General features: G+C 34.2%; 14 protein-coding genes. 5 read left to right on the forward strand and 9 right to left on the reverse strand.

Annotated features, from left to right (window positions below; genetic code table 11):
- Window positions 1-11: 11 nt before the first annotated feature.
- Window positions 12-233, reverse strand: coding sequence for a hypothetical protein (locus tag ACUSJC_RS09420; RefSeq protein WP_449269322.1), 222 nt, complete (start codon window positions 231-233; stop codon window positions 12-14).
- A 260-nt stretch (window positions 234-493) separates the two neighbouring features.
- Between ACUSJC_RS09420 and ACUSJC_RS09425 the strand changes: the two genes are divergently transcribed.
- Complete coding sequence (locus ACUSJC_RS09425) at window positions 494-2,203, forward strand: helix-turn-helix domain-containing protein (RefSeq protein ID WP_449269323.1); 1,710 nt, start codon at window positions 494-496, stop codon at window positions 2,201-2,203.
- A gap of 99 nt (window positions 2,204-2,302) precedes the next feature.
- On the opposite strand, the gene ACUSJC_RS09430 is transcribed toward ACUSJC_RS09425, so the two are convergent.
- From ACUSJC_RS09430 to ACUSJC_RS09445, 4 genes are all read right to left on the reverse strand, one after another.
- Entirely contained in the window at window positions 2,303-2,860 is a 558-nt protein-coding gene (locus ACUSJC_RS09430) for a DUF6642 family protein (RefSeq protein ID WP_449269324.1), read from the reverse strand.
- A 100-nt stretch (window positions 2,861-2,960) separates the two neighbouring features.
- The gene (locus ACUSJC_RS09435) at window positions 2,961-4,004 is read right to left on the reverse strand and encodes a hypothetical protein (RefSeq protein ID WP_449269325.1); all 1,044 of its coding nucleotides are present in this window, start codon (window positions 4,002-4,004) and stop codon (window positions 2,961-2,963) included.
- A gap of 237 nt (window positions 4,005-4,241) precedes the next feature.
- Window positions 4,242-4,739, reverse strand: a complete 498-nt coding sequence (locus ACUSJC_RS09440) for a DUF2867 domain-containing protein (RefSeq protein WP_449269326.1) — start codon at window positions 4,737-4,739, stop codon at window positions 4,242-4,244.
- A gap of 195 nt (window positions 4,740-4,934) precedes the next feature.
- Complete coding sequence (locus ACUSJC_RS09445; protein WP_449269327.1) at window positions 4,935-5,777, reverse strand: SDR family oxidoreductase; 843 nt, start codon at window positions 5,775-5,777, stop codon at window positions 4,935-4,937.
- 150 nt (window positions 5,778-5,927) lie between these two features.
- On the opposite strand from ACUSJC_RS09445, the gene ACUSJC_RS09450 reads away from it, so the two are divergent.
- From ACUSJC_RS09450 to ACUSJC_RS09465, 4 genes are read left to right on the forward strand one after another with little or no spacing between them, the layout of a single operon-like run.
- Window positions 5,928-6,302: a winged helix-turn-helix transcriptional regulator gene (locus ACUSJC_RS09450; protein ID WP_449269328.1), complete on the forward strand. Its 375-nt coding sequence runs from the start codon at window positions 5,928-5,930 to the stop codon at window positions 6,300-6,302.
- Between the two features lie 58 nt (window positions 6,303-6,360).
- Entirely contained in the window at window positions 6,361-6,567 is a 207-nt protein-coding gene (locus ACUSJC_RS09455; protein ID WP_449269329.1) for a YqaE/Pmp3 family membrane protein, read from the forward strand.
- A gap of 4 nt (window positions 6,568-6,571) precedes the next feature.
- Window positions 6,572-7,132 carry a 2'-5' RNA ligase family protein gene (locus ACUSJC_RS09460; RefSeq protein WP_449269330.1) on the forward strand — a complete coding sequence of 187 codons (561 nt, stop codon included), beginning with the start codon at window positions 6,572-6,574 and terminating at the stop codon, window positions 7,130-7,132.
- A gap of 48 nt (window positions 7,133-7,180) precedes the next feature.
- The gene (locus ACUSJC_RS09465) at window positions 7,181-7,618 is read left to right on the forward strand and encodes an SseB family protein (protein ID WP_449269331.1); all 438 of its coding nucleotides are present in this window, start codon (window positions 7,181-7,183) and stop codon (window positions 7,616-7,618) included.
- Between the two features lies 1 nt (window position 7,619).
- Here ACUSJC_RS09465 and ACUSJC_RS09470 read toward each other — a convergent pair whose 3' ends face one another.
- The 4 genes from ACUSJC_RS09470 to ACUSJC_RS09485 form a co-directional block, all read right to left on the reverse strand.
- Entirely contained in the window at window positions 7,620-9,209 is a 1,590-nt protein-coding gene (locus ACUSJC_RS09470) for a class I SAM-dependent methyltransferase (protein ID WP_449269332.1), read from the reverse strand.
- A gap of 113 nt (window positions 9,210-9,322) precedes the next feature.
- On the reverse strand, window positions 9,323-10,267 hold the full coding sequence (locus ACUSJC_RS09475; RefSeq protein ID WP_449269333.1) for an aldo/keto reductase: 945 nt from the start codon (window positions 10,265-10,267) through the stop codon (window positions 9,323-9,325).
- A gap of 19 nt (window positions 10,268-10,286) precedes the next feature.
- A complete protein-coding gene (locus ACUSJC_RS09480; RefSeq protein WP_449269334.1) occupies window positions 10,287-12,782 on the reverse strand; it encodes a heavy metal translocating P-type ATPase in 2,496 nt (831 codons plus the stop codon).
- Between the two features lie 163 nt (window positions 12,783-12,945).
- On the reverse strand, window positions 12,946-13,356 hold the full coding sequence (locus ACUSJC_RS09485) for an OsmC family protein (RefSeq protein ID WP_449269335.1): 411 nt from the start codon (window positions 13,354-13,356) through the stop codon (window positions 12,946-12,948).
- Window positions 13,357-13,361 lie beyond the last annotated feature (5 nt).

The raw sequence follows: 13,361 nt of genomic DNA on the forward strand, positions 1-13,361 counted from the left end.
ACATTTAATAATTATTTTAATTGTCTCCAATGTTCACCTTCCTTTACAGGGGGATCTGGTTCTATAACTGTATCTTTGTCCTTCAAATAATCTTTTGCCTGTATATTTTCTTCATTCAAAGAATCATTTTTAATTTTTTCTAACATAACATTATCTTCAAATGTTAGATCGTCTTCTTTCTGACACGAAATTAATAGCACTACTGAGAAAATAAATGGGATAAACTTTTTCATAATTCATTTTATTTTTGATGATTGTTAGTTTATCCCGGTACCGGGTTTACACTTAAGCTTAATCCGAAATTAGCCATTAAGGCCTGCTACTCCAAAAATAGTATGTTCCGATTTTTAAATTAAGACGTCTTAATTTACAAATCAAGACACATCTATATAACTGAAAAACAACAAAATAAATTCAAAATAATCGTTTTTTGAATTACAATATTTTATTTATAGTATTTTAGCTATTTTTGTATAAAAACCATATATTTCCTATGAGCATATTAAGTAAAAATATCCTTTTATTATTTTTATTACTATCAGGCTTTTTATTATATCCACAGAAAAGTTATAATGAATTAAGAAGCTTATATGACTCCTTAGAAGAAAATAATGAAAAAGCCTTACCTTTTGTGAACAGTTATTTGGAAAAAGCCAAAGAAGAAAAGAATTATACAAATATTGTACAAGGATATAAAGATGCAGTGTTTTATTCTAAAGATCCTGAAACTAAACTAAAGTATGCCGATAGTTGTATCAATTACTCTTTAAAGTCAAATAATCACGAATTAATAAGTCGTGCTTATCTAGGAAAAGGAATCATTTATTATTTTTTTTATAGAAAGTACCAACCTGCCTTGAACGAGTATTTAAAGGCTTATCAATTTTCTAAAGATATACATGATGAATATCTCAAATATAGAATCATTTACCATCTAGGTGTTGTAAAAAGTTATTTAGGATATTATAAGGATGCCATAGAATTATTTGACGATTGTATTCATTATTTTGAACCATTAACAAAAACTAATCATCATCCTAATATCATTTTTAACCATCAAAAAGGTTATTTTAATAGCATTCATCAAGAAATTATTTGCTATCGTAACTTAAAGAACTTTATAAAAAGTGACTCGTTAATCTCTGTAGGATTATCTAATGTCCCTAAATCTAAAGAATTTGCTCTTGAAAAAAGTTACTTCTTAGAATGTATGGCTATCTCACAATATAGAAAGGCTAATTATGAAGGTGCTATTGAAAATCTTTCAAAAGCATTACCTGAATTTCAAAAAATAGATGATTTTACTTGGGCATCTGCTACATATTTTTATTTAGGAAAATCTTATCAAAAATTAAAAAAAGAAGATATTGCAATCTCTTATTTTATTAAAGTAGATTCTGTTTTTCAAAAACAGAAATTCATACTTCCGGAACTCCGAGAAAATTACGAGATTCTCATCAATCATTATAATTTAGCACATAATCCTGAGTACGAATTATATTATACCAAACAATTGTTAATGGCTGACAGAATATTGGGACGTGATTTTCATTACCTATCTTCACGGATTCATAAGGAATATGACACAAAATCATTATTGGAAAAACAAAAACTTTTAGAAGGTAAAAATTCTATTAGTTTGATACTATTAAGTGTTGCTATTTTAATGATCGTATTTTTATTTTTAGTTATTCTTTACAGAAAAAAAAAGGAAAAAGAAATTCAAAAAAAGTATGAAGCTTTAGAAGTACGTATACTAGACCAAAAACAACTACCCCCTATTCCTTCTGTACATAAAGAAAATAAAACCGAGATACCATCTGCTGTAATTGAAAATATACTACAAAAACTGGAAAAATTTGAACAAAGAAAAGAATTCCGAAAAAAAGGACTTACTGCATCTGAACTTGCTCGGAAATTTGAAACTAATACAACTTATCTTTCTTATGTAATCAATGAGTATAAAAAAAAGAATTTTAACGGTTATTTAAATTTTCTTAGGATTAATTATATTACGCAACAATTATATCATAATAAAAAATATCTCGAATATACAGTAGAAGGCTTATCTGAAAACTGCGGGATTTCATCAAGGCAAAATTTTTCCGACCTTTTCTATGAAATTAATGGTATTCGTCCCGGAGATTTTATTAAAAAGAGACGTAAAGAGTTAAAAGAAAATATCGAAATAGATAATGTATAAATATTTATATATCGATGTATTAAAATCCGTAACTATTGAATTAAATCTTTAACCTATAGACTCTTAGCTTTTGGGGCAACTTTTTATGTTTAGAATGAATCAATAATACAATCGGAAATCCAGACTTTTACACAAGGCATATTTTTGTTGGTATAGTTCTTCTACCAAGTCTCTCACATCATCGTATTCCTGATACAAGGCAAAAAACAAATTATCCAGCACCGTACTCAACAAAGGAACGGCATTGCCATACCCGGAAATGGCTTTGGCTCCGGTTACATCTAAGAAATATTGGAAGGATTCTTCTTCCAGGTTCAATTGCATGGTGTTGGCAAAATGCACAATCTTTCCGGTGAGCTTTCCTTCGAAGAATTCGGCTATTTCTTCCAGTGTATAATAGTAATTGTCCAACGTAATTTGGTTGCCTCTTCCTTCAAATACTAAATACAAAATGGAATAATCTTTAAAATGACGATCTTCGTATAACAGGGTACTTAAACTTTCTTCTAATCCTTCTAAGCTATCACAGGTTTTATAAACATTGGTCACGCCGTAATGCGAAGCCAGGTTTTCTAACGATGGTAAAATTAAACTCTTACTAGGCGCCGAAATATCGGCAACGCCTTCTAAGCAGTAGAGGTAGTGGTTGTCGTTCATAAAAAACTTCTCAGGAAATTAATTGACTGTTCAAACATACATAAAAAGATTGGTTTTATATTGTTTATACTAACTGCTTAATAAATTTTCTTTTTATAGTTTAATCCACTTTACCTTTTTCAAATCCAAAACAATCTTTCAGCTCTTTCAAAAGATTTTCTTCTTTATTAAATTCTATCAATGTAACGAACTTTCGCTTAGTAAATTCGTCCATAATTGCTAAGGGAATTTCTATAGAATGAATAACTACCATACTAATCCTATCTTTATTTTGATTCTCATCAATACTCTTTAAATTACCTAATAAAAAACCATTCAAACGGGTAAAATGGTGAATTTGGTATAACCTGTCATTAAATTCAATCATTTTGAGGTTCATGATGGGGGGATTATCAATACTCGATTTTACTACAAATTTATTTTCTCGAATAAAATCATCCGTTACATCGATCTGTTTAATCATTTTCACTCCTAACCAAATATTGTCATAATGAAGTTTAATGATTTCTTTATAATACTGTAAAATCAATATTAATATTGCACCTAATATTATCAAAATAATTATAACTTTTGTTATGAGAATAGGTCTATTAATGTTAGTAAACATGAAATAGACAATAGCAAATAATAAGAAGGTTTTATATATTTCAGACAATAAAGAATGTTTTATGTTTTGTATTTCTGTCAGAAGGATTTCTTTATCATAACCCGAAAGAAAATTATAGAAATAATCAAAGTTTTTCCCAGGTAAAACTTTTTTTGACTCTTTATCAAATCTGACTACTGAAAAAAAACTAAGTATGTCAGGTATCTCTTTCTTATCTATTAAATTTACAGATTTTTTTTCTACACGCCAGATTATTATTGTATCCATACCTAATAATAAGGATTCCAGAAGAAAATCGCTCGCTTTTTTCACAAATACAAAAAGGAACAAAACAATTATAAATCTTCCTGTGATAAGAAATTGATAAACATCTTCCCAAAAAGTTGCACTTTGAAAAAGGATTAACTCATATTTTCCAAACCAGTTCTCATACAATTTTGATGTTATAATTATGGCTAAAAGAGAATTTACAAAAAACAAAAAATATCTTTTTGTCTTCTCTGGTTCGTTGATTAGTTCTTTTATAGTTTCTATCAAAATACTATTTTTTATATTTATATAATCTTAAGTCTTTCTTTTTTAAAAATTCTTTTTCCAACCCACAACCTCCAAACCTAACAAAATCCTACAAATCCTACAATACCTAATTTTAGGTATTTTTAATATGCTTTTTAGCAAAAATTAAAAAATATCGGTATCTTCTTTTACGTTTTTCCATAATTCTCAATAAAAAAGGCTGCCTTTCGGCAACCTTCCAATTCTTATAATGAAAAATTATCTTTCTTTTTCACAAAAAGCATTTTTAACCATTCGCATTACAACCAATCGATGAAAAGGTTGGATCACCTTCATATACCATCTTCCTTTTGCATTGTTAAAATGAACCAAAGTGGTGACTTTAATATTATACTTTTCGGTGTGATCGTTTGTTACAACAGCTCTGAAATTCAGATGCGAATCGTCGGCACCTAGTATAACTTCGTCTGCTGTAATGGAAAATATCTTAAAAAACTTGACATAACCTCCTACTTCAAATCGGGTATGATACCCTAAAGGCAATTTTGATTTCAAACCGATCAGTTGTACCAACTTTCCTCTGATCTTAAAAAGAGCTTCTACCCATCGGGAAGAAGAATTAAAAATGAGTTGAGTAATTTCTTCTATTGAATGAAAATGATTCGTGGTAGAAAAAGTATCATAAAAATCAATGGTTGCCAAAAGTTCCTGCATGACCGGCGTTGGTTTTACTTTTTCTTCTTTTACTTTTTTCATTGTTCTTTCTGGTTTTTAAGTAAAAAACGTAAATCTTTTAGTAAAAATAAAGGTATCAAATCTTTTAATTACTTTGCAGAAATAAATTCATACAGTTTTTACTTTTAACTCTTCCTTTATACTCTTCAGTAAAAACAAAAAGGCTTGACTTCTTACGGAAGCCAAACCCTTTTATACTAATGAAAATCAAAAATATTATAACGCTGCTTTCAATACTACAGCTAATGGCGTTGTTGGTCTGCCAATTAATTTTGACAATTCTTTGCTATCATCAAACAAATCTCCTTTTTCAGTGCCAACGTGTGTTCCGGCTAAGAATTGCGCCAAACCTTCCGGTAAGCCTACACTTACTAATACTTTAGCATATTCCTCAACCGGTAAATTTTGGTATTTTACTTCTTTTCCGGCTACTTCTGATAGTGTTTTAGCAAAATCAGCTAAAGTATAGGTTTCATCACCTGCTAATTCGTATGTTTTCCCTTCGTGACCTTCTGTAACCAAAACAGCTACATCAGCATCGGCAAAATCAGCTCTTGAAGCCGAAGAAATTTTTCCTTCACCTGCACTTCCATACAATGTTCCGTAAGCAACAACATCACTCAAACCACCTACATAGTTTTCAGTATACCAACCGTGACGCAAAATCACATAAGGCACTCCTGAAGCTACTAATAATTTTTCGGTTTCCAAATGTTCTCCCGCTAATACTAATGATGAAGTGTCGGTGTGTAATAAACTAGTATACGCTATTAATTGTACACCTGCTTTTTTAGCGGCTTCAATAACATTAGCATGTTGCTCTACTCTTTTTCCGATTTCACTTCCTGAGATCAATAATAATTTATCAATTCCTTTTAAAGATTCTGCTAAAGTCTCCGGCTGATTGTAGTCAAAAACTCTGGCTTCTACTCCTAGATCAGCAGCTTTTTTAGGATCTCTAACTAATGCCACGATAGTTGCACCTGTGTTTTTCTCTTTTAATTTTTGAACTACCAATTGTCCTAACTGACCTGTAGCTCCTGTGATTCCAATTGTCATAACTTATTTTTTAAAATGATTAATTGCTAACTAAAAGTTTTTTACTTACTTTTGGTAATCAAAGGTACTTATAAAAAACACCTCAAACAAGAAGTTACCTTAAAATCAAATACTTACCTAAAGGTTAGTAATGCTAATTTTCAAATAGTTATGGAAGAAAAAAATAAAAATAAATTTTCAAATGTAGAAGATTGTCCCATTCGAAACATCATTGATCGTATTGGTGACAAATGGTCGGTACTCGTTTTATTGGTTTTAGAAGAAGAAGGGACTTTGCGCTTTAACGAAATTCATAAAACCATAGCATCGATCTCTCAAAAGATGTTGGCAGTTACGTTGAAAACACTAGAAGCCGACGGTTTAGTCAAACGCACCGTTTATCCTCAAATTCCACCGAAAGTAGAATATGAACTTACTGAAAGAGGAAATTCATTGTTACCTCATTTGCACGGTTTAGTCACTTGGGCCAAAAGAAACATGGATGACATTCAAACTTCTCGCCGCGAATTTGTAGCTACAGCCTAAAAAATGTAACTTTTTAGTAATTTTTTCTACTCATTAGTACATCAAAAAACGAATTGTTATGCGCTATGTTGTTGCTTTTTTCTTTCCTTGGTTGAGTTTATTACTCCAAGGTAAAATTTTATCCGGAATTATTTGTTTGCTTTTACAAATCACAATTATCGGATGGATTCCCGCATTTATTTGGGCAGTTACTTCACTCAATAGAATGTATGCCGATAGAAGAACGAATAAAATTATTAAAGAAATGAAGTCGAAACACGTCTAATTGTATGGCGAGATATTCTGTTGTTATCCAACCCAGCGATTCGTGCACCGCACAAGTTCAGCAAATGAAAGAAGCATTAGCGGCTGAAATCGGTTGGTACAACAGTAAAAATTCATTGGCACACCTTACCGTAAATGAGTTTGAACAAGACGAAAAGGAACTCCATAAAATCAAACAAACGCTCACTGAAATTTCTCGGTTTTTAAAAACTGAAGTCGTCACTTTCGACCATTTTGATACATTTCCAAATGGCGCTTTCTTTTTGGCTCCCAATGAAATTTCAAAACACTACTTAAAAACCATTATGACTGCCATTCACCAAGAATTTCCATATCCTGTCAACATCAAAAGCAACGAACCTCATCTTTCCATTGGGCGACGAATTTCTCCGGAAAATATGATAAAAACGAAAGAATTATTCCAAGAACAATCTACTATCAGTTTCCTTTGTAACAAAATAGCGTTGCGTGTTTTTAATGAAGAACGTAAACAGTTTGATATTTTGAAAACCTTTCCTTTTTTGGACGAAAAAAAATCCCGATTGATTCAGGGCAGCTTATTTTAATCAGTGATTAAAAATATGTAGTTTTGCAACTTCTTAAACGAATTTAAAATGAGTACAACCCAACCCGAAATGGAATTTCAACCTAATAATACCAACTTGTTAACCCATATTAAAGCTTTTCGCGAAAACCAAAATCAAGACACTTTTATGGCGGTTTTGAACGAATTACAAGGAAATAATGCGTTTTTATTGATTCCGACTACCGAACCTATTGTTGGAAAAGACAGAAACGAAGAAGGTTGGTCTACTATCGAAAAGGGAACTCAAATGTCGTTTACTTCTGTTTTTGAAGTGGAAGGACAAAAAGTATTGGGTGCTTTTACTTCTCAGGAAAAGCTAATGCAATGGGCAAATGACACTAAGCCTTTCGCTTCCCTTCCTGCAAAAGATATATTGGAAATTGCCATGCAAAATAACATTGAACGCATCGTGATTGACAGCAATCAAGATACCATGTTTGTTTTAGGCAGAACTATCGCTAAATAAGTTATCCTTTTAGTAAATTAATGCTAACTGTTGCATAGTCGGCTTCCGGAAATTTTTTGAAATACAAAGAATCGGGTTGCAAACCGGCTTCGGCTGCAATTTTGTGTAAAACATCAATTTCAACAATAAATTGATCCGAGAAACCATGCGTAGCATCATACGCCGTTGCGGCTGTTTTTCCGCTGTTTTGTGCGGTTAATTGTGGTGCAACGGTATGCAATTCTATGATTAAAAGTCCGAACTTTTTCACATAAGGCGACCATTTTTTAAAGTGTTCAAACAGGTTTTCTTCCACTAAATTGTTGGAAATTCTTGCACCACGATGCGCAAAAGCTCCGGTTGAAGTAGAAACCCGACTTGGATTGCTGTTTTTCGGGTTTTCCCAAATGCGATTATGGTCTAAAAAAGTACGAACGTTCAGTAAATCGACTAAATCAATGGTGTAATTTTCTTTTAAATCTTTGGCTAACAAATCGGGTTGACCAATATCGCCCCAAACCACTTTTGCCCAAATATCAGCTTTAATTAAATTGGCGCGAGTTACTTTCAAAGCCGCCTGATTGTAATCGGCACCCACTAAAAACAACGGGTAATCGTCTAGCAGTTTGCCGCGTAAGGTTTGGCGTTCAATCACTTCAAAAATATGTTCTAAAAAGGCACCGTTTCCACATCCCATATCCAAAATACCTTTGGGCTGTTCTTGTATCGGTTTATTGAACAATTCAATAATAATATCATCAATTACTTTGAAATACGTAGAATGCGCTCCTCCACTACCCCAAACATTCATTTCTCTATTCACGTGCTTTTCTTCTTCATGAACCGCTATTTCCCGTAAAACCGATGCGTTGCCAAACAACATTTGATTCAGATTTTTAAACATAGGCAAATACGAAACCGTCACTCCGTAAGCAGTTGCTCTTTTGGCAAAAAACAAACCGGTTTCTGTAAATTGATAATTTCCGTTTTTTTGGGTAAACCAATCCAACGAAACAAAGAAATCCAATATCACTTTGAAGGCTTCCGGTTCTTTATGAAATTCCGCTGCACTAAAAGACGTTTCCATAAAATATTTGTGAAACATTCCCGTCATTCCTAAACTCACCGCAATGGGCGCCACCAAATAACCTTCTAAATGTTTGACAATTTGTTTTTGAATCTCCGTTTGCGCCAAAGCTTTCTTTTGATGATAATCGCCAAACAAATTTTGCAATCGGAATAAATGCTCACTGGTAATTTTCACCGAAGTAAAAAAATCGGTTTCTTCTAACATCTTAACCGTGTTTTTGTACCAATGAAAATGAGCAAACGCTTCTTTAGAATTGGCGTTCAAACGGATCGTAATCACTTCTTTTGCCGTATCTAAATGGTAATCCAAAAAACCTTGCGAAGCCAAAACCCGTAAAGCCACATTCAGATAACCTTCGTTAGTGTTGAACTTTTGGGTAAGTTCTTGTAAATCGACAGTAGTTTGATCGAGCAGTTCTTGTAAAACACCACTTTGCAATAAATAATACGCTGTTGGTGCTGTTACCAAACCATCTAAATGCAAAAAAATATGTTGGCGCAAGTCAGTTTTATGGACAATCATAGCGTGCTTTTTCTCAAAGTTAGTAATTTTTTTAATCCCTTTTCAGATTTTTTATCTAATAAAAAAGCTGCCTGTTTCCACAGGCAGCTTTTTGTATTATATTGTTCAAAAAATTACAAACTACTGCTGTTTAGTAACTGTAAATCTTCTGTATCTAATTGTAATTCGGGCGCATCAAACAACGTTTGTAGTTGATTTTGACTCGTTGCGCTAACAATAGGCGCGGTAATCGATGGTTGAGCCAATAGCCAAGCTAAAGCTACGGTTGCCGGTTGACTGCCGTGTTTCGCTGAAATGGCATCCAATGCACTTAAAACGGCTAAACCTTTGTCGTCCATATATTTTCGGACACCTTCGCCTCTGACACTTTTACTGAAATCGGTTTCTGTTCTGTATTTTCCGGTTAAGAATCCTGCAGCTAATGCCCAATACGGAAAAACACTCAAATTGAATTCTTTGACCAAAGGTTCGTATTCGGTTTCAAATTTTTGGCGTTCTACTAAATTATAATGCGGTTGTAAGGCTACGTATTTCGGGAAACCATTTTTTTCGGCTACGTCAAATGATTCGCGCAAACGTTCCAGGGAAACATTTGATGCTGCTATGTAACGAACTTTTCCGGCTTTTACAATCTCAGCATAAGCTTCCATCGTTTCTGCAACCGGCGTGGTATCGTCATCAAAATGCGTATAATACAAATCAATATGATCGGTTTGTAAACGCTGTAACGATTCGTCTACCGATTTTAAGATATGTTTTTTACTAATATCGAATCCGTGTTCTTTGGTTTGCGAACCTACTTTGGTTGCAATGACCATTTCATTTCGGTTTCCACGTTGTTTCATCCAATTTCCGATGATGGTTTCTGATTGCCCTCCTTTTCCGTTTACCCACCACGAATAGGTATCGGCAGTATCGATAAAATTGAAACCTTTGTTGTGAAAGGCATCTAAAATATCAAAAGATTGTTTTTCGTCGAGTGTCCAACCGAATACATTTCCACCGAAATTAATGGGTGCGATTGCTAAATCGGTATTTTTAATTATTACTTTTTTCATGTGATCTATAAAACTTTGATTATTTTATTTTTAAGGATTTTAAGCGTAGCGAATTAGTAATTACCGAAACGGAACTAAAACTCATGGCTACAGCGGCCAACATGGGCGACAATAAAATGCCGAATACCGGAAACAACACGCCCGCCGCTACCGGAACGCCTAATAAATTGTAGAAAAAGGCAAAAAACAGATTTTGTTTGATGTTTTTCATCACGGCATTACTCAATTGGTGTGCTTTTACAATATTTTTCAAATCCCCGTTAACCAAAGTCACATCTGCACTGTTGATAGCTACATCGGTTCCGGTTCCCATGGCAATCCCTATTTGGGCTTGTGCCAATGCCGGCGAATCGTTAATACCATCGCCTGCCATCGCTACAATTTTTCCTTCTTTTTGATAGTCTTGAATCACCTGAAGTTTATCTTGCGGTAAACATTCGGCTTTGTATTCGTCTAAACCTAATTCGTTAGCAACTGCTTTTGCCGTAATCGGATTGTCACCAGTTAGCATCACTACTTTTATGTTTTGGTTTTTGAAATACTGTAAGGCTTCTTTACTCGTTGATTTTATTGCATCGGCAATGACTACAAATCCCCATAGTGTTCCGGTAACAGCCAAAAAAGAAACTGTTTTACCTTGTGCTTGTTGTTCTTTTACTTTTTGCAAAACCTCATCGGTAACTGAAATTTTAAATTCTTGAAGCAAGCCTATATTTCCGATTAAAACTTCTTGATTATTCCAAATGGCTTTTACTCCTTTTCCGGTAACCGATTCAAATTGGTGTACCGAATCTAATGCTATATTTTTTTGTTTAGCGAAAGTTACTGTAGCATTCGCCAAAGGATGTTCGCTATTTTGGTTTACCGAAGCTAAGGCTTTTGTGAATTTCGTTTCATTAATTCCGTTTATCACTTCAATGCTTTCTACAGAAGGTTTTCCTTCCGTTAGTGTTCCTGTTTTGTCAACCAAAACCACATCAACTTTATGTAAAGTTTCTAAGGCTTCAGCATTTTTGATCAAAACTCCCAATTGGGCTCCTTTTCCAATTCCCACTACAACCGACATTGGCGTAGCCAAGCCTAAAGCACAAGGACAAGCGATAATTAACACTGCAATAGCATTTACAAAAGCATACACCATAGCCGGTTTTGGTCCTAAAATTGCCCAAACAATAAACGTAAGGATGGAAACGCCAACAATAATGGGCACGAAATATTTAGAAATAGTATCGGCTAATTTTTGAATAGGCGCTTTAGAACGCCCGGCTTGGTTGACCAATTCAATAATTTGGGACAACAACGTTTCCGAACCTACTTTTTCGGCTTTCATCAAAAACGATTGGTTGGTATTGAGTGTTCCCCCGATTAATTTGTCGCCTTCTTTTTTATCAACCGGTAAAGGTTCTCCGGAAATCATCGATTCGTCAATAGTCGCAGTGCCTTCGGTTAACATCCCATCCACCGGAATTTTTTCGCCCGGCTTAACTCTCAAGATATTTCCCACTACAATTTTATCGATAGCGACTCTTTTCTCTGTTCCGTTTTCCCAAAGCGTTGCTTCGGATGGTGCTAATTTCAACAATTCTTTTAAAGCCGTATGGGTTTGCGTATGCGCTCTGGCTTCTAACAATTGTCCGAGCAGAACTAAAGTCAGGATAACAGCCGTAGCTTCAAAATACAAATGTACACTGCCATCGTGTGCTTTTAATTCGTCCGGAAAAATGGTCGGAAAGAACAAACCGATGAGACTGAATACAAAGGCGGCTCCGGCCCCGATTCCTATTAAAGTGAACATATTCAAATTCCATGTGATAATGGATTTCCAAGCTCGGGTAAAGAACATCCAGCAAGTGTAAAACACAACGGGCAACGTAAGCAGAAATTGAACATAGTTCCAATACGTTACATCCATGATATCATACAACGGATTGTGCGGCAACATACCACTCATGGAAATAATAAAAATCGGAATGGTGAAACAGAGCGACAATATAAATTTACGCCTTAAGGAATTGTACACCGTATTCTCCTCTTCGTCTTTAGGCTGTTGTAACACTAAATCCATTCCACAAATGCTACAACTTCCCGGTTCGTCGGAAACAATCTCGGGATGCATCGGACAAGCATACAAAGCCTTCGGTTTAGCAGCAGGTTGTTCGACTAAATCCATTCCGCAAACCGGACAACTTCCGGGTTTGTCGTATACTTTATCGCCTTCGCAAAACATGGGACAATAATACACTCCGTTACCTTTTTCTTTGGGTTGTTGCGGTTGGTGGTGATGGTGTGGCATAGCATGCTCGTGGTATTCTGAAATGGAATAATGCAATCCGTCACGTAAAAAAGCGTCTTGTAATTGCTTAATCGTGACATGAGAGGACATTTCGATTTCAGTTTTACCCGTGGCAAGATCGATAGTGATATTTTGTATTTCCGGAAAAGACTGCAAGGTTTTTTCCACGCTTGCTTGACATCCTTTGCAGGACATTCCGGTAACTTGATATAAATGTTTCATGGTTAGCTTTTTAGAATTATCGTGTAATAACGAAATGATTTTGGGTTAAAAATCATTCTTCCAAAGTTACCAAAAATGAAACGGCCTGACAAAAAATTAGCGTTCTATTAAGATAAAAAAAAACGCTCCTTTATTTTTAAGAAGCGTTTTTTTATGCTTATATTTACACTAAAACTGCATTTAATTTTATTTCAAAACTAAAAGCTTTGCTTACCGGACAATTTTCTTTTGCTCCTTTTGCAATTCTTTGGAAATCTTCTTCTGTAATTCCGGGAACTTTTGCTTGTAATGTCAGTTCTGATAACGTAATTACTCCATTATCTATCGTTACTACAGATTGTGTTTCTAATGATTCTACTGTATAACCTGCTTCTGTTAAATCCAAATCCAATTTCATGGTAAAACAGCCAGCGTGTGCTGCTGCTAAAAGTTCTTCAGGGTTTGTTCCTACTCCATCTGCAAAGCGACTATTAAAAGAATACTGTGTCTTGTTTAGCGTTGTACTTTGTGTGGTTAAATGACCTGCTCCTGATTTGATGTCGCCGTTCCATACGGCAGTTGCTCTTCTTTTCATTTTTA

The sequence above is a fragment of the Flavobacterium sp. U410 genome (assembly GCF_053570605.1).